Genomic DNA, 16465 nt, shown 5'->3' on the forward strand with positions numbered 1-16465 from the left:
TCCTGAGGCGTCGGCGCGGCGCACACCCGCCCGGGTTCTGCCGACCGACCGCGGTGAAGTCGCCCGATCGGACGCGCCCTTCTGGACCGCCCGGTGCTGTCACAATGCGCGGCCGTTCCGGGCGGCGGACCGCGGCTCTTGAGTCCCAGTGGCCGGTTCCCAGTGGCCGGTTCTCGCTCAGGGGGTGCGCGCGACGTCTCGTACCGTACGCTGCCCGCTCGCCCGCCACAGCAGCCGCCTGGTGGCCAGACCCCCCAGTACTCCAGCCGCGCAGCCGGCGATGCCCGCGGACGCGGGCCAGTCGATGCCGACCAGATGGTCGAGTGACCAGACACCCGGCCCGGCGAGCCCGGTGGCGGCCGCGGACACGATCAGGACGAGCGGAAACTCGTACCCGTCGTCCTGGACCCACAGTCCGTGCGGATATTTCACCGTGACCGCGACGGTCATGACACTGGCGACGGCCGCCACCGCGAGCGGTGTCAGCAGCCCGGCCGCGAGCATCAGACCCCCGCCCGCCTGACCGGTTCCCGCCGCCACCGCGGTGAGCCGCCCACCGCGGAAGCCGTCCTGCCGGAACTCCTCGGCACCGGCGGCCAGTCCGGATCCGCCCAGCCAGTGCGTCATCTTCTGCACGCCGTGGGCGGCGACCAGCCCTCCCACGACAACACGGAGGGTGAGCAGCCCGGCTTCGGCGCGGCCGGTGCGCGGGCCGACGGTGCCCCCTGCCGCGCGCAGAGACCGTTGTCTGATGGTGGGACGTGGATACCGCATCGTCACTTCTTCTCTCTCAATGCAGGTGGAAGGAGGAGCTGGAGGCGTCGAGCGAGAGCGGGATGCGTCCCTCACGCAGTTCCCAGGGGAACGGGCCCTCGAAGGTACGCAGTCCTCGTTGGCACAGTGGGTCGTCCGAGAGCAGCCGGCGGGCCTCGTCGGCGGTGCCGGTGTTGAGGATGGTGAGACCGTCACCCACCTGCACACCTGGTTCGACGAACGGGCCTGATGCCCAGAGCAGCCCGCGCCCTTCCAGCTCGATCATGTAGCGGAGGTGGTCCGCGACGTGCGGTGTGATCTCGGCGTCCTCGGCGACCTTGCGGTTGATCGCCGCGAACAGCCGCTTCCTGGTCATGGGAGCGAGGAGCCGCTCCACGGTTTCGTCCGTCGCCGTCATGTGGACGCTCCTTCCGGCCAGGGCAGTGTGTCCGCGTATCGAGCAGTACAGAACTCCGGCAGGACGCGGGTTCTCATGGATCGAGGGTTCTCATGGATCGGCCCATGAGGCAACACGGTGCGTGTAGTCGAGCCTGAGGCCGGTTGGGCGCCTTCGATAGGCGTGATCGACGCCGCGGTGGAAGGGTTGGGATCAGTCGCTCATATTCCTGGGTGACCGATGTGGCATGCGTACATACGTAGATCCATAGTCGCGGCGTCGGGTGGAGTGGACATGTCTGTGCGGTCATCCGGGCGATTGACCAACGGGTTCAATCTGCTGGTCGACGCACTCCAGGCCAATGGTGTGCGGAACATGTACGGCGTGGTCGGGATTCCGGTCACGGATGTGGCGCGTCTGGCGCAGGCCCGTGGCATGAGATACATCGGTTTCCGGCACGAGGCGTCGGCGGGAAACGCGGCGGCGATCGCGGGTTTCCTCACCCGGCGTCCGGGTGTCTGTCTGACGGTTTCCGCTCCGGGTTTTCTGAACGGGCTGGTCTCTCTCGCAGCGGCGACGGTCAACTGCTTTCCCATGATCCAGATCAGTGGTTCCAGCGAACGGCCCATCGTCGATCTCCAGCGGGGCGACTACGAGGAACTCGACCAGTTCAGCAGCGCGAAGCCGTTCGCGAAGGCTGCGTACCGTGTCGACCGTCCCGAGGACATCGGCCTGGCGACCGCGCGTGCTGTCAGGGCCGCTGTGGCCGGACGGCCGGGCGGTGTCTATCTGGACATCCCGGCCGCGGTCCTCGGCGCGACGCTCGACGCGTCGGCAGGAGCCGAGTCGATCTTCAGCCCCGTGGACCCGGCACCCCTCCAGCCGCCGGACCCCGCCTCGATCGGGCGGGCCCTGGACCTGTTGCGGGGTGCGCGGCGGCCGCTCGTCGTGCTGGGCAAGGGGGCTGCGTACGCGCAGGCGGACGAGACCGTCCGGGCCTTCATCGAGCGGACCGGTATTCCTTTCCTGCCCATGTCGATGGCGAAAGGGCTGCTGCCGGACGGCCATCCGCAGTCCGCGGCGGCCGCCCGCTCCTTCACCGTCGGCAACGCCGACGTCGTCTTCCTGGTCGGTGCACGGCTGAACTGGATGCTCCGGCACGGGGAACCGCCCCTGTGGAACCCGGACGCGAAGTTCGTCCAGGCCGATGTCTCGGCCACGGAGTTCGACAGCAACCGCCCCGTCGCGGCTCCCGTCCTCGGGGACATCCGCTCCGTCTTCGACGCGCTGGTGAAAGAACTGGAGAACCAGCCCGTCCAGGCGCCCAGGGAATGGACGGACGAGATCGGGACCCACAAGGCCAGGAATGTCGCGAAGATGGCCTCCCGCCTTGCCGCGCCTCATGAGCCGATGGGGTTCTACGGTGCGCTGCGGGTGGTCAGGGATGTCATCGCGGACCATCCGGAAACGTATCTGGTCAACGAGGGAGCCAATACGCTCGACTTCGGGCGGGATGTCATCGACATCCATCAGCCGCGGCACCGCCTCGACACCGGCACCTGGGGCGTCATGGGTATCGGAATGGGCTACGCGATCGCGGCGGCGGTGGAGACGGGCGACCCCGTGATCGTCGTCACGGGCGACAGCGCGTTCGGGTTCAGCGGTATGGAGGTCGAGACCGTCTGCCGCTACGGACTTCCCGTGGTGACCCTCGTGTTCAACAACGGCGGCGTCTACAAGGGCGACGCCGTCAACACCGAATCCGCCGATCCGGCACCGACCGTCCTCATGCACAACGCACGCTACGACAGGATCGCCGAAGCCTTCGGAGCCACCGGCCACAACGCCACCACGCCCGAAGAACTCAACACCGCGCTGCGCCAGGCCATGGCATCAAAGAAGCCCGCGGTCATCAACTGCGTCCTCGATCCCACCCTGGGCACCGAAAGCGGACACCTGCAGAACCTCAACCCACAGAGCTCGGTCCCGGAAACGGCATCGGCGAGAAAGTAAGGGGACGGCGTTAATGACGGCAACCGCACGCACAGCGAAAGACCGGGCCCAGACAGACGCAAAGAGCGCCGGGCATCTCGATCCCGACAAGCCGTATCCGCTCGCGGGGATCACCGTACTCGACTTCACGCATGTGCTGGCCGGACCGACCTGTTCGCGCATGCTCGCGGACGGCGGGGCCCGGGTCATCAAGGTGGAACGGCCGGGCGTGGGAGACGACACCCGTAAAATGGGGCCGTTCCTGAAAGACGGCAGCAGCGAATACTACCGCTTCGCGAACCTCGGCAAACAGTCGATCGCCATCGACCTCAAGAATGCCGAGGACATGGCGCTCATCAGGCGGATGCTCGGGAAGACGGACGTGGTCGTGGAGAATTTCCGGCCCGGCGTCATGGCCAAACTGGGTATGGACCCCGACGAACTGGTCAAGGATTTCCCGCGTCTTGTGGTGTGCTCGATCTCCGGCTTCGGCCAGTACGGGCCCATGCATGACCAGGCGGCGTACGACACGATCATCCAGGCCCTGTCCGGGATCATGGACGCGACCGGTACCCCGGACGGCGGACCCACCCGTGTCGGCACATCCCTCTCGGACATCACGGCTGGCATCTACGGCTACTGCGGCATCATCACCGCACTGCTCGCCCGGGAAACCACCGGCAAGGGAAGCACCGTCGACATCTCCATGCTCGACTCGACATTCGCCCTGCTCGAACACGGTCTCATGGACGCGCTCGGCCCGAGAGTACGGCCCCACCGGCTCGGCAACCGGCACCCGTTCATGTATCCCTTCGACACCTTCGCCTGCCGGGACCAGCCACTTGCCATCACCGTCGGGAACGACCATCTGTTCGGGATCCTGGCCGACGTACTCGGCAAACGGCAACTGGCAACCGACAACCGCTTTGACACGAACGCGAAGAGATCCGAGAACTGGGCCCCGCTCAAACAGGAGATGGAAGCCGTGCTCACCACCGACACGGCCGCCGCATGGCGCACGAAACTCGAACAGGCCGGAATCCCCGTGGGCGTAGTCCTCAACGTCGACGACACACGCAAACTCTCCCAGATCAAGGCCCGCGCCATGGTGAAGAACATCGGGGGCTACGACGTACCCGGCAGCCCCATGAAATACGGACGGTACAACTCAGTCGGAACACTTTCACCGTCACCCGCCCTCAACGAACACGGCGACGCGATCCGCGCCGAATTCCAAGAGCAGAAATAGCGCGGTCGATGCCATCCACGGGCGATGTCCCACCAACGGACCATGCGGCCGCCGACCGCCCGTGGCTCTTCACGATGCTCACCGCCGCCGCGGCCTCACATAGCGCGCACACAGCCATTCAAGGGGCACCCGGAAACACGAGCCTCACCTACAGCCAATTGACGGAGGCAGCAGCCGACTTCGCGAGGCAGGCACGGAAAGCGGTTGTCCGACGGGGCGACACCATCGGATTGATCTCCGACAACCGTCTTGAGCTTGTCCTTTCTCCCACACGTCCCTGACGAACTCTTCACCGCCGTGGGGAGGGAGGTTCCTCCTCCACCATCGCGTCTCCTGAGCCCGGATAACCGGTCCCTGCTCTATCAGTTCACGGAAAGCACTGTCTGCCTCCGGCACTGCGGAGGAAAACTCACCGAACCCGGCGGTTCGTCGCACCACGGCGTCATTGAGCGCCAGGTCAAGCAAGTCCCTGACAGAGATATCATGCAGGTACTCACTGTAATCCACCTCGTATCCGTCCGCGCACTCCTGCACGAAGCTGCGCCATCCTCCACACGACCGCCGAGGATCATTCGACCAATTCCAGCCAGCCGCCGAAGCTACCCTCGTGAACGCAGACTTCAATGACGCCTCGCTATGACTGATCATTTGGCTGCTCCCGGAAGCACATCATCGGATCCAAATGCGAACGGAAGAATATCGAGATGGTTCCAGACTTGTTCAAAATCACGAATTTCCGTCAAGTCCGCCCTGCTCCTTTGAAGCGCCCGCACTGTTTGCCGCCAGAATGATCAAATAGAAGCTGGGCCAAGGGCTGTCCCGTAAGTAATCCAGGAAGTTTCTTTGATGGGCCCTACGGACGCCACTCCTGCCGGTAGTCGGGGTGCTCGGCGTACGACTGCGCCAACACGTTGAGCGCGTACGCGAGACCTGCGTAGCGTGCATCCGCCGGATCCATTGCCTCGTACTGCCTGGCCAGCATGTCGACCAGGTCGAGCATCGGCAGGTGGCTGCCGAGTAGGGCATCGCCGCCGAAACGGTGGGCCACCTCGGCATAGGCATGGTTGTCCGCCATGTTGCGGTCCCGAAGGAACTTGACGAGGTCGTCCATGACGTCATCTTCGCGCACCGGAAGCGCCGGCGGGTGGGCCAATTCGCCGTCCCCGTGAGCTCACCTGCTGTGTGAGGTCACCTGCGCCCGCGCATGCGCGACCTTCCTCCGTCAATGTCAGTGTCAGTGTGCGTGTGGTTCGTCGCGGTGGATGGGGCCGTGCGGGTCTTCGCAGTGTTCCCCCTGTGTCGCGCCCGCAGGGACGAGGGTGCGGGGCTCCTCGGGTGCGTGGTCCACCTGGAGCGTGGTGTGGCTGATCCTGTGCTCCTGGCCGACGAGGCGTTCCAGGTCGCGTCGCACCGCGTGGCAGTCGGTGTCGGGAGCAACCAGGACGTGGGCGGACAGCGCGGGCTGTCCGGAGGTGATGGTCCATACGTGCAGGTCATGGACTTCGACGACAGACGGGCGTGCGACAAGCTGGTCGCCTATGGCGTCGGGGTCGAGGTCCGCCGGGGCGGCTTCCAGGAAGATGCGTCCGGATTCGCGGACCAGACCGTACCCCGCCTTGACCATCAGCGCGACGACGACAAGCGTGGCGATGCCGTCGGCGCGCGCGAAGCCCGTGGTGACCACGATCAGACCGGCGACCGCGGTGCCGATGAAGGCGAACAGGTCGTTGAGGATGTGCTGGTAGGCGCCTTCGACATTCAGCGACGTGCGGTTCGCCCTGGATATGCACCAGGCCGCGAGGACGTTGACCGCGATGCCGGCCAGGGCGGTCACCAGTACCAGGCCGCCCTCGACCCGGGGCGGGTCGATCAGGCGGTGGACGGCCTCGTACGTGAGCCAGGCGGCGAGCAGCAGCAGGGTGAGCCCGTTGGCCTGGGCCGAGAGGATCTCCGCGCGCTTGAGACCGTACGTGAAGCCGCCGCGCGCGGGACGGGCCGAGAGCCGCATCGCGATGAGCGCCAGCACGATCGAGACGGCGTCGGTGAGCATGTGCGCGGCGTCGGAGATCAGCGCGAGCGATCCGGCGATGACGCCGATGACGACCTCGATCGCCATGAACGACGTGATGAGGACGAGGGCGATCGACAGCCACCGCCTGTCGGCGTCGGTGACGACTCCATGGGTGTGTCCGGTGTGGCCTTCCGCTCCATGGTCGTGCTTCTGATGTCCGCTCATGGTGACCCTCCCCGCTTGCGGTATGCGACTCAGGCAGTGAAGCGCACTCCGGAGCGATCCGGCAAAGGCTGCACCGGTGACCGTTGTCAACACCAATAACACCGCTCTGACCTGCGATTATTCGGCAGGCTATCCATCGGACGGGGCCGCGCCCGGAAGGCCGGGCGAATGGCGGGTCAGGGCGTCGTGGCGCGGTTCGGCACGCGCCGTTGCCGCCACGCGCCGCTACACGTGCGCGTACGCGGAAGACTGACGGGGCGTCAGCAGCTCCCCGTAGAACGTTGCTTGCTCGCCCAGCGCATATCGCGCCGCCCCCGCCCCACCCAGCCACGGCGCAACACGCTTTTAATATTAAATCCAAGATTGAACCGTTGTCCTCACTCGGTGCCGACTGGCACATTGCGTTGCGCAGAGGTTTTCACTGCCCGGGGTCGGGGCGCTCGCGGATCACGCGGGTCTGCCCGACAGCAGCGCGCGGCACCCGGGCATCGCGACAACCACCGTGGCGCGGCGCTGCGCCACCTACACCGACGGCGTTGTACGACACCCCGCAGGCCAGCGAAGTCGACTCACCCCCACTCCGCGACGGATTACGGCCCGGCCCAGCCGGACCGTGAAAGGCGATGTCGGTAGATGACCAGTAGTGAAGGCTCAAGACTCTCCCGCCGAACGCTCCTTCGGACCACCGCGGCGGCCGGCGCCGGGGCGGCCGCGACGATGATCCAGCCGGGCGCCGCATCGGCCGCGCCCGCAGCGCCCCCGACCGACCATGACCAACCGTCCGCCGGGCAGCAGAAGGGGCGTATCCCGGCCCCGGCGGAGTACTTCGGAACTCCGATCGGAACCGACGGCTTCCTGGCTCAATGGAGCACGATGGTCCCGTACTTCGAGCTGATCGGTGCTCGCAGCGACCGGGTGAAGTACGAAGAGATCGGCAAGACCACCGAGGGACATCCGTACGTCCTGCTGACCATCAGCTCTCCGAAGAACCTGGCCGATCTCGACGAACTGGTCGCCGCCAACGCCAGACTGGCCGATCCCCGGGGGCTGTCCGAGGCCGAGGCGAAGAAGCTGGCCACCCGGAGCAAGCCGTTCTACTACGTCCAGGCCGGCATCCACGCGACCGAGGTCGGCAACTCCCAGGCCGCCATCGAATGGGCCCACCGGCTGGCCACCGAGAAGTCCGACTACATCGAGAAGATCCTCGACAACCTTGTCATCCTGCTCCAGCCGTGCCAGAACCCGGACGGCCTCGTCCTCGTCAACGACTACTTCGCCGCGACGGCCGACACCGCCTACTCGCGCACCTACCCCGACCTGTACCAGAAGTACACGGGCCACGACGACAACCGTGACTGGATCATGCTCACCCAGATCGAGAGCAGGTACAACGTCTCGATCCTGAACAAGTACCGGCCCCAGGTCTTCCAGGACTCCCACGGTGCCAACGCCGGCTCTCCCCGGCTGTTCACGCCGCCGTACCTGTCGCCGTACGACCCCAACATCGACACCATCCTGGTGCAGGGGACCAACACGGTGGGCCTGGCGATGCAGCGGGGCATGACCGTCGCCGGCATGAAGGGCAACGGCTGGGGCTCGACGTACGACTACTGGTCCCCGTCCCGGCAGTACTGCGTCTACCACGGCTCGGCGCGCATCCTGACCGAGGCCGCGGCGGCGTCCAACCTCGCCTACCCCAACGTGGGCACGAAGCCGCTCGGCCAGCAGACCACCGACATCAACTTCATCGAGCCGTACGACTCCAACACCTGGACGCTGCGCAACATCATCGACTGGGTCTCGCAGGCGTTCTACTCGGGCCTGGAGGCGGTCGCCTACGACACCTACAACTGGCTCTACAACTCCTACCGCGTCGGGGTCAAGGCGGTCACCCGGACCAGCCCGTACGCCTACGTCATCCCGGCCGGGCAGCGCGACCCGCAGGCCGTCCGCGACGCCCTGGAGATATTCCACCTCGGCGCGGTGGAGATCCACGAGGCGCGGGCCGCGTTCACCGCCGGCGGCAAGCGGTACCCCGCCGGGTCGTACGTCATCTACATGCAGCAGCCCTATGCCGGGTTCGCCAAGACGCTGCTGGAGGTGCAGAGTTACCCGCAGTTGCTGCAATACCCCGGTGGCCCGCCGCAGCGGCCGTACGACACCACCGCGCAGACCCTGCCGATGCTGCTCGGCTTCGAGGCCGACCTGATCGAGGCGCCCTTCTCGGCCGGCACAAAGTTGCTGAGCTCGGTCAAGCCCCCGGCGGTCGCCACGCCCTCCACGCCACCGCGCGGCGGGGCGTACGCGATCGGGCCGGAGTCCTACGGGGTGTTCCGGATCGTCGCCGCGCTGCAGAAGCAGAACATCCCCACATTCCGCGCCGCCGCCCAATTCACCGACGGCGGCCGTACTTTTCCCGTCGGCACCTTCCTCGTCCCGCCGTCCTCGGCGGCCCGGGAGCTTCTGCGTACCCAGTCGAGGAGCACCGGCATCCCGGTGTCCGCCATCGGCGAGGTGCCGTCCGTGGCCGGTGTGCAGCTCAAGCCGGGCACGAGGATCGGCCTGCTCAAGCCCCCGGACAACATGCCGTCCGGCTGGCTGATGTGGACGTTCGACCAGTACGGGGTGGACTACTCGGTCGTGGAGGCGGGCGACTACGCCGACCTCGCCGGCAAGTACGACGCCATCGTCATGCCGGACGGGGTCAGCAGGAACTCCATCGTCAACGGCCTGAACCCGACGAGGTACCCGCCCGAGTGGGCCTGGGCGTTCGGCGTCGGCACGACCGGCTGGAACCAGTTGCGCGACTTCGTGACCGGTGGCGGCACTCTGGTCACCTACGGCAGCGCGACCGCCACCGCCCAGTCGCTGTTCGGCCTGCCCATCACCTCCGCGCTGCCCGGCGGCTCCTCCTCGGACTTCTACTGCCCGGGATCGCTGCTCAGCCAGGAGTTCGACACGGACAACCCGGTGGCCTGGGGCGTGCCGGCGGACAACCCCGTGTGGTTCGTGTCGAACGATGCGTACAGGCTGACCGGCACGAGCACGTACCCGGTCGACGTGGTGGCCAAGTACCCGGACACCGATGAGCAGTTGAAGAGCGGCTGGCTGATCGGCGGCGAACACCTCAACGGGGCGGTCAACGGGCTGTCCTGGACGATCGGCGAGGGGTACGTCGTGACCTTCGGCAGCGAGATCGGGTTCCGTACCTGGAACCGGTCCGAGCAGCGGACGCTCTTCAACGCCGCGTATTACGGGCCGTCGACGAAGCTCACGGCCGACCAGTTCAAACGCCTCGGCAAGTAGATCCCGTGGTGGGGGCGGGCCCTCCCGTCCCCACCGCCGACCATCCCCGGTCACACAGAGAGGAAGAGCCGGTTGTATCCCGACGACGGGAGCTGGACCAGCGCGCTGACCCACCTGGAGTGCGGACGGTGCGCCGAACGGTACGACGCGGATGTGCCGCAGAACGTGTGCCACTGTGGTTCGCCACTGCTGGTCCGCTACGACCTCGACCGGGTCCGGACCTCGGTCCGGCCGCGGGACATCGCGTCGCGCGGCACTGACCTGTGGCGGTACCGGGAGCTGCTGCCGGTACGGGATCCCGCGAACGTGATCACCCTCGGCGAGGGCTGGACACCGATCGTGCCGCTGGCCGCGTACGGCCGGCGGATCGGGGTGCCGGGCCTGCTGGCCAAGGACGAGGGAGCGCTGCCGACCGGCAGTTTCAAGGCGCGGGGCGCGGCGGTCGGTGTTTCCCGGGCGCGTGAACTGGGCGTGCGGCGGCTGACGCTGCCGACCAACGGCAACGCCGGCGCCGCCTGGGCCACCTATGCCGCGCGGGCCGGCACGGACTGCCTGGTGGTGATGCCCGAGGACGCTCCGGAGGTGACCCGTAAGGAGTGTCTGGCGGCCGGCGCCCGGGTGTACATGGTGGACGGTCTGATCGGCGACGCCGGTCGTATCGCGGGGCAGGCGGTACGGGACGGCTGGTTCAGCGCCGCGACGCTGCGCGAGCCCTACCGCATCGAGGGCAAGAAGACGATGGGCCTGGAGATCGCCGAACAGTTCGGCTGGCGGGTGCCGGATGTGGTGGTGTACCCGACCGGCGGCGGCGTGGGCCTGATCGGTATCCGCAAGGCGCTCGACGAGCTGGCCGCGCTGGGCTGGATCACCGGGCGGCTGCCCCGGTTCGTGGCTGTGCAGTCCAGCGGCTGCGCGCCGATCGTACGGGCCTTCGAGTCGGGGGCCGAGACCGCCCGGCCGTGGCCGGCGGACCAGGCACGCACTGTCGCGTTCGGTATCAACGTCGCCGCCGCGCTGGGCGACTTCCTCATCCTGTCCGCGCTGCGGGACAGCGAGGGCACGGCGATCGCCGTCGACGACCGGGACATCCTCGATGAGCAGATCGCCTGTGCGACGTCCGACGGTGTGCTGATGTGCCCGGAGGGGGCGGCGACGCTGGCCGCGGTACGCCGGCTGCGCGCCGACGGGTGGCTCGATGGGGACGAGGAGGTCCTCGTACTCAACACCGGCAGTGCGGTCAAGTACGGCGACACCCTGCGGGTCGGTCAGCCGCCTCGCCTGCGACGCGACGCGGATCTGCCACCGGAGGCGTCGGCCACGGCCGAAACGACCGGCACAGCCGGCGGCCCTTGGACACCGCGATGACGGAGTCGCCGGGCGCGGACGGTCCGCTCACCCGGTCTCCGGTCCGGTCGCCCGCCGGCACGCGGCCGACGATGGTGGAGCTGCGCGGAGTACACAAGTCCTACGGCAGTGTGGAGGTGCTCAAGGGCGTCGACCTGACGGTGGCCCGCGGTGAGGTGGTCGCCGTCATCGGCCCGTCCGGTGGTGGCAAGAGCACCTTGCTGCGCTGCGTCAACCTGCTGGAGCCGGTGACCTCCGGTCAGGTGCTGCTGGAGAACGAGGATCTGACGGGGCCCGGCGTCGATCTGAACAAGGTGCGCCGGCGCATCGGCATGGTGTTCCAGCAGTTCAACCTCTTTCCGCATCTGTCCGCCGTCGACAATCTCACCCTGGCGCCGCGCAAGCTGCTGCAGATGCCCAGGGACCGGGCGCGGGAGCGGGCCACGGCGCTGCTGGCCCGCGTGGGGCTGGCCGGCAAGGCCGACGCGTACCCGAGGCAACTGTCGGGCGGGCAGCAGCAACGGGTCGCCATCGCCCGCGCGTTGATGATGGACCCGCACGTGATGCTGTTCGACGAGGTGACCTCCGCACTGGACCCGGAGCTGGTCAGCGAGGTCCTCGATGTGATGCGTGACCTCGCCCGCTCCGGGATGACGATGCTGTGTGTCACCCACGAGATGGGCTTCGCCCGTGAACTCGGCGACCGCCTGGTGTTCATCGACGGTGGCGTGATCGCGGAGCAGGGCCGCCCGGTCGATGTGCTGGACCAGCCCCGGAACGACCGAACCCGTCAGTTTCTGCGCAAGGTTCTCAGATAGCCCGCGCGAACGAGCAGAAGGAAGTTCAGTCTTGAGATCGAAATTCGGCACTGTCATAGGTGCGGCGATGGTCCTGGTCCTCGCTGCGGGCTGCTCCTCTTCGTCCGACGCCACGTCCTCGTCCACCGCCGCCACCGGCACCCCTGTGGACGTGGGGGCACCGCTGCCCGACGCGGTGAAGAGCAAGGGCAAGCTGACCGTCGGCGTCAAATGCGACTACCCGCCGTTCGGATACATCGACGAGTCGTCGAAGAACGCGGGCTTCGAAATCGCCATCGCCCACCGGATGGCCTCCTACGCGTTCGGCGACCCCGACGCGCTGACCCTCACGTGCGTGACCGGATCCAACCGGGTGTCGTTCCTGACCTCCAAGCGCATCGACCTGATCGAAGCGACGATGAACTACACCCCGGAACGCGCCCAGACCATCGACTTCTCCACCCCGTACTTCGACAGCGGCGTGAAACTGCTGGTACCGAAGAACTCCCCGATCACCTCGTTCGAGCAGTTGGCCGGCAAGTCGGTCATCAGCATCTCCGGCGCCACCGCCAGCCTCTGGCTGACCGAGTGCATGAAAGACGTCAAGCAGGCGCTGTTCACCGAGACCAGCCAGGCGCTGACCGCGCTGAACCAGAACCGCGGCGTCGCGTTCGCCCAGGACGACACCCTTCTGCTCGACCTGGCGGCGAAGAACCCCGACCTCAAGGTCGTCGGCGAGGCCAAGGCCGACAGCCCCTGGGGAATGGGCGTCCGCAAGGGCGACACGCAGATGCTGGCCTGGGTCAACGGCGCCCTCGCCCATATGCAGGAGACCGACTTCTTCTGGACCGAATTCCAGAAGACCGTCACCGACCCCGCCGTGCAGAAGCAGTTCGCCAAGTACGTGCCCCGCCCGGGCAGCGAGCTGACCTACCCGTCCGGCTCCACCATGCGGTGCTGAGCATGTCCGACACCTCCGGCTACCACTTCGACCCGGGCTTCATCGCCGAACATCTCGGCGAGCTCGGCACCGGCCTGCTGCGAACACTGGCGATCAGCGCCATCGGCATGGCCGGTGCCCTGGTCGTCGGTGTTCTCCTCGGTGCGATCAGCGCGCTTCGCGTACCGGTCGCCCGGCAACTGATCACCGCGTACGTCGAGGTGTTCCGTAACACCCCGCTCCTGGTACAGATCTTCTTCCTGTACTTCGCGCTGCCCGAGACCGGGCTGCGGCTCGACGGCTTCACCGTCGGCTGGCTGTCACTGCTCCTGTGGGGCGGCGCCTACAACGCGGAGAACTTCCGCGCCGGCTTCGAAGCCGTCGAAGGCGGCTACGTCGAAGCCTGCCGAGCCCTCGGTTTCCCCCGCCTGGCCGCCTTCCGGCACGTCACCCTCCCCCTCGGCGCCCGCATCGCACTGCCGTCGGTCACCAACATCCTCATCTCCGTCTTCAAGAACTCATCGTTCATGGTCGCGATCAGCTACCCGGAACTCACCGAAACCGCCGTCAACATCGTCGCCGTCACCTTCCGGGCGTCCGAGATGTTCCTCGCCATCGGCATCGTCTACCTGGCACTGGTCTGGCTCATGTCCCTGGGCGCCGGAGCCGTCGAGCGCCGCTTCGCGATACCAGGAGAGCACTGATGCCCCCATGGGTCGGACCCGTAGCCGGCTACCTCGCCGAGGGCCTGCGCGAAACCGCCCTGCTGGCCCTGGTCAGCATCGCCGCCGGCCTCCTGGCCGGCACCCTGGTCGGCGCCGTGCTCACCCTGCCCAGCAGACCGGTCCGGGCGGTGGCCCGAACCTATGTGGAAATCTGGCGGGGCCTGCCGATCGTCATCATCCTGTACGCCATCTTCTTCGTCCTGCCCGTCATCGGCGTACTGGTGGACACCTTCACCGCCGCCGCCATCGGACTGTCCCTGTGGGGCAGCGCCAACGTGGCCGAAGTCGTCCGCGGCGCCGTCCAGTCGATACCCCGGGGGCAGGCCGAGGCCGCCGCGGCGCTGGGCTTCTCCTGGACCGGACGCATGCGGTACGTCCTGCTGCCGCAGGCCGCCCGGCGGGCGCTTCCGCCGTTGATCGGACTCGTCGTCAACCTCACCCAACAGACCTCGCTGGCCGCCGTTATCGGACTGCTCGACATCCTCGAAGCATCACAACGCTCCATCGAACGACTCACACTGTCCGGCGGCTCCTCCCACGCGGTACCGATCCTCGGCGCCGTACTCGCCGTCTTCTTCGTCATCTGCCTGCCGTTGACGATGCTGTCCCGCTGGTACGAGCGCCGACTTCACTGACGCGCCCGCCGCAGCCACTCCGGGAAGTACCGTGCTCGGTAGACATCTTCACGGAGAAAAGGGGGGCTCCGGCGACCATGACCGTCCCGCGCCACACACTGCTGAACGCCGCCTACGACCATCTGCGGGCCGCCATCCTCGAAGGCTCCCTCACACCGGGCTCCCGCGTCACCGTCCGTCCCCTGACCGAGCAGCTCGGCCTCAGCCCCACCCCCATCAAGGCAGCCCTCGCCGCACTCGAACGCGAGGGCTTCCTCATCTCCGTCCCGCACCGCGGCTACTTCGTCCCCGAGGCCACCACCGACGACCTGCTGGAGCTGTACGAGCTGCGGGAGGCCCTCGACGGGATCGCCGCGCGCCGGACAGCCGGGGCACCCGATCATGAGCGGATCGCCGCCGAACTGGGCCAGTTGCTGGAAAGGCAACGCGAGGCCATCAAGGCCGACAACCTGCACTCCTACGGGGAGTTGGACCTCGCGTTCCACCGCCTCATCTGGGAGAGCTCAGGCAACCGGCGGCTCATCCCCATCGCGGAGAACCTCATCGCCCAGGTGCGCCTGGGCAACCGTCTCTCCGCGCGGGCGCCCGGCCGACTGCCCGTCGCCATCGACGAGCACGAGGCCATCCTGGAGGCGATCCGCAAGGGCGACCCGCGCGCCGCGGAGCGGCACATCCGCCGCCACGTCCGTGAAGCGGGCCACGCGCTGCAGCGCTACCTCGAAGTACGGAGCGCTGCGGAGCAGTCGTGAAGGAGCACCCGCGCTCACCCAGGCGGCCAGATCGTCGACACGGGCCGCAGTGCCGACGGTGTCCGTCCCGGTGTCAGGTGAAGATCTTCCGGTACGCGATCTTGCTTCCTATGCTCTGGCCATGACTTCACAGAAGGAGCAGCGGCGCCACGCTCTCGCCGAGTTGCGGGAGCTGGCTGGTCTGTCGCTGGGCGCCGCGCAGATCTTCCGGAGGGCCGACGAGGTGCTGCGCGGGGCTCTGGGGTACGACGGGGTGTGCTGGCACGGCACCGACCCCGCGACCGGTCTGGTCACCTCGGTGCTCACCGACGATCTGCGGCTGGAGGATTTCCGGCAGGCGGTGGAGCTGGAGATCTGGACCGAGGACGTCTCCCAGTTCGCCGGTCTGAGGCGCAGCGGCCGCATGGCCGAATCCCTCAGCCGGGCGACGCTGGGCCGCCCGGCCACCAGCCGGCGCTTCCGCGAGCAGATAGCCCCGGCCGGGTTCGGTGACGAACTGCGGGCCCTGTTCGACGCGGCGGGCGCCTCCTGGGGCTGCGCCGCCTTCATGCGCGCCCCGGACCGGGGCGCCTACCGCCCCGGTGAGGTGGCGCTCGCCCAGCGCGCCGCCCGTATCCTCGGTGCGGCCCTGCGGCGCAGCGAGATGCGTGCCACGGGTTCACCGGCGGGCGATCACCCGCCGGCCGTACTGCTCCTGGACTCCCGCAACCGGGTGGTGCGCGCCGACGACCGGGCCGAGATGCTGCTCAAGGAGATCGCCGACGACGCGGTGGGGGCCTTCAAGGTGCCGACCGCGGTGCTGATGTCTGTGGAGCAGGCCAGGGCGGCGAAGGCGGCGGCGGGCGTGCCGCCGCGGCTGCGGGTCCGTACACACGCGGGCGAGTGGTTCGTGCTCAGCACCTCGATCATGGGCAGCGCCGCCGACCACATGGCGGCGGTGGTGATCACTCCGGCGAGCGCGGCCGACGTCATGCCCGTGGTGTTCGCCACGTACGGACTGACCCCCCGCGAACGCGAGGTGGCCGTACAGGTTCTGCGGGGCAGCGACACCCGGGAGATCGCCCGGGTGTTGTCCCTGACACCGCTCACCGTGCAGGACCATCTGAAGTCGGTGTTCACCAAGGCGGGGGTCCGCAGCCGGCGCGACTTCGTGGCCCGCCTCGTCGCCTCGCAGGTACCGGAGATCTGGAGCTGATCCGAGGCCGGCTGCCCTCCCCGGTGTCCGGGACATCGTCGCTCCGCGACCGCCGGGACATCACAGCTCCGGTTGCCATGCCTCGGCGGCGGGAGAGGGGGCGGAGCGCCTCGGCTCCGCCCCCGTACTCCCCCGTCCCCGTACTCC

General features: G+C 67.8%; 14 protein-coding genes. 10 read left to right on the forward strand and 4 right to left on the reverse strand.

Features of this window, described 5'->3' with window-relative positions:
- Nucleotides 1–177: 177 nt before the first annotated feature.
- A complete protein-coding gene (locus tag WH07_RS02525; protein WP_079022888.1) occupies nucleotides 178–774 on the reverse strand; it encodes a DoxX family protein in 597 nt (198 codons plus the stop codon).
- 16 nt (nucleotides 775–790) lie between these two features.
- The gene (locus tag WH07_RS36025; protein ID WP_052744201.1) at nucleotides 791–1171 is read right to left on the reverse strand and encodes a YciI family protein; all 381 of its coding nucleotides are present in this window, start codon (nucleotides 1169–1171) and stop codon (nucleotides 791–793) included.
- Nucleotides 1172–1444: 273 nt separating this feature from the next.
- On the opposite strand from WH07_RS36025, the gene oxc reads away from it, so the two are divergent.
- Both oxc and WH07_RS02540 read left to right on the forward strand, forming a co-directional pair.
- Nucleotides 1445–3163: an oxalyl-CoA decarboxylase gene (gene oxc, locus WH07_RS02535; RefSeq protein WP_046494750.1), complete on the forward strand. Its 1719-nt coding sequence runs from the start codon at nucleotides 1445–1447 to the stop codon at nucleotides 3161–3163.
- A 13-nt stretch (nucleotides 3164–3176) separates the two neighbouring features.
- The gene (locus WH07_RS02540) at nucleotides 3177–4391 is read left to right on the forward strand and encodes a CaiB/BaiF CoA transferase family protein (protein ID WP_046494752.1); all 1215 of its coding nucleotides are present in this window, start codon (nucleotides 3177–3179) and stop codon (nucleotides 4389–4391) included.
- Nucleotides 4392–5244: 853 nt separating this feature from the next.
- On the opposite strand, the gene WH07_RS02545 is transcribed toward WH07_RS02540, so the two are convergent.
- The gene (locus WH07_RS02545) at nucleotides 5245–5502 is read right to left on the reverse strand and encodes a DUF6221 family protein (protein ID WP_046494754.1); all 258 of its coding nucleotides are present in this window, start codon (nucleotides 5500–5502) and stop codon (nucleotides 5245–5247) included.
- Between the two features lie 123 nt (nucleotides 5503–5625).
- Complete coding sequence (locus WH07_RS02550) at nucleotides 5626–6627, reverse strand: cation diffusion facilitator family transporter (RefSeq protein WP_046494756.1); 1002 nt, start codon at nucleotides 6625–6627, stop codon at nucleotides 5626–5628.
- A 633-nt stretch (nucleotides 6628–7260) separates the two neighbouring features.
- Between WH07_RS02550 and WH07_RS02555 the strand changes: the two genes are divergently transcribed.
- The 8 genes from WH07_RS02555 (at nucleotide 7261) to WH07_RS02590 (ending at nucleotide 16318) form a co-directional block, all read left to right on the forward strand.
- Nucleotides 7261–9933 carry a M14 family zinc carboxypeptidase gene (locus tag WH07_RS02555; RefSeq protein ID WP_079022886.1) on the forward strand — a complete coding sequence of 891 codons (2673 nt, stop codon included), beginning with the start codon at nucleotides 7261–7263 and terminating at the stop codon, nucleotides 9931–9933.
- A gap of 72 nt (nucleotides 9934–10005) precedes the next feature.
- Nucleotides 10006–11298: a threonine synthase gene (locus WH07_RS02560; RefSeq protein WP_063775727.1), complete on the forward strand. Its 1293-nt coding sequence runs from the start codon at nucleotides 10006–10008 to the stop codon at nucleotides 11296–11298.
- Nucleotides 11299–11369: 71 nt separating this feature from the next.
- Complete coding sequence (locus WH07_RS02565) at nucleotides 11370–12095, forward strand: amino acid ABC transporter ATP-binding protein (RefSeq protein WP_046494780.1); 726 nt, start codon at nucleotides 11370–11372, stop codon at nucleotides 12093–12095.
- A 31-nt stretch (nucleotides 12096–12126) separates the two neighbouring features.
- Nucleotides 12127–13035 carry a transporter substrate-binding domain-containing protein gene (locus WH07_RS02570; protein WP_157877170.1) on the forward strand — a complete coding sequence of 303 codons (909 nt, stop codon included), beginning with the start codon at nucleotides 12127–12129 and terminating at the stop codon, nucleotides 13033–13035.
- A 2-nt stretch (nucleotides 13036–13037) separates the two neighbouring features.
- On the forward strand, nucleotides 13038–13718 hold the full coding sequence (locus WH07_RS02575) for an amino acid ABC transporter permease (RefSeq protein WP_052744202.1): 681 nt from the start codon (nucleotides 13038–13040) through the stop codon (nucleotides 13716–13718).
- The gene (locus WH07_RS02580; protein ID WP_046494762.1) at nucleotides 13718–14374 is read left to right on the forward strand and encodes an amino acid ABC transporter permease; all 657 of its coding nucleotides are present in this window, start codon (nucleotides 13718–13720) and stop codon (nucleotides 14372–14374) included. Before WH07_RS02575 ends, WH07_RS02580 begins: the two co-directional genes overlap by 1 nt.
- Nucleotides 14375–14451: 77 nt before the next feature.
- On the forward strand, nucleotides 14452–15123 hold the full coding sequence (locus WH07_RS02585) for a GntR family transcriptional regulator (RefSeq protein WP_046494765.1): 672 nt from the start codon (nucleotides 14452–14454) through the stop codon (nucleotides 15121–15123).
- A gap of 121 nt (nucleotides 15124–15244) precedes the next feature.
- The gene (locus WH07_RS02590; protein ID WP_046494768.1) at nucleotides 15245–16318 is read left to right on the forward strand and encodes a helix-turn-helix transcriptional regulator; all 1074 of its coding nucleotides are present in this window, start codon (nucleotides 15245–15247) and stop codon (nucleotides 16316–16318) included.
- The last annotated feature ends 147 nt before the right edge of the window (nucleotides 16319–16465 follow it).

The sequence above is a fragment of the Streptomyces odonnellii genome, assembly GCF_000981895.1.
In the GTDB taxonomy this organism is placed as follows: domain Bacteria; phylum Actinomycetota; class Actinomycetes; order Streptomycetales; family Streptomycetaceae; genus Streptomyces; species Streptomyces odonnellii.

Excerpts from the sequence above, each read along its gene's own strand:
- WH07_RS02525 (WP_079022888.1), bottom strand. The coding sequence starts at position 774 with ATGCGGTATCCACGTCCCACCATCAGACAACGGTCTCTGCGCGCGGCA.
- WH07_RS36025 (WP_052744201.1), bottom strand. The coding sequence starts at position 1,171 with ATGACGGCGACGGACGAAACCGTGGAGCGGCTCCTCGCTCCCATGACC.
- oxc (WP_046494750.1), top strand. The coding sequence starts at position 1,445 with ATGTCTGTGCGGTCATCCGGGCGATTGACCAACGGGTTCAATCTGCTG.
- WH07_RS02540 (WP_046494752.1), top strand. The coding sequence starts at position 3,177 with ATGACGGCAACCGCACGCACAGCGAAAGACCGGGCCCAGACAGACGCA.
- WH07_RS02545 (WP_046494754.1), bottom strand. The coding sequence starts at position 5,502 with ATGGACGACCTCGTCAAGTTCCTTCGGGACCGCAACATGGCGGACAAC.
- WH07_RS02550 (WP_046494756.1), bottom strand. The coding sequence starts at position 6,627 with ATGAGCGGACATCAGAAGCACGACCATGGAGCGGAAGGCCACACCGGA.
- WH07_RS02555 (WP_079022886.1), top strand. The coding sequence starts at position 7,261 with ATGACCAGTAGTGAAGGCTCAAGACTCTCCCGCCGAACGCTCCTTCGG.
- WH07_RS02565 (WP_046494780.1), top strand. The coding sequence starts at position 11,370 with ATGGTGGAGCTGCGCGGAGTACACAAGTCCTACGGCAGTGTGGAGGTG.
- WH07_RS02575 (WP_052744202.1), top strand. The coding sequence starts at position 13,038 with ATGTCCGACACCTCCGGCTACCACTTCGACCCGGGCTTCATCGCCGAA.
- WH07_RS02580 (WP_046494762.1), top strand. The coding sequence starts at position 13,718 with ATGCCCCCATGGGTCGGACCCGTAGCCGGCTACCTCGCCGAGGGCCTG.
- WH07_RS02585 (WP_046494765.1), top strand. The coding sequence starts at position 14,452 with ATGACCGTCCCGCGCCACACACTGCTGAACGCCGCCTACGACCATCTG.
- WH07_RS02590 (WP_046494768.1), top strand. The coding sequence starts at position 15,245 with ATGACTTCACAGAAGGAGCAGCGGCGCCACGCTCTCGCCGAGTTGCGG.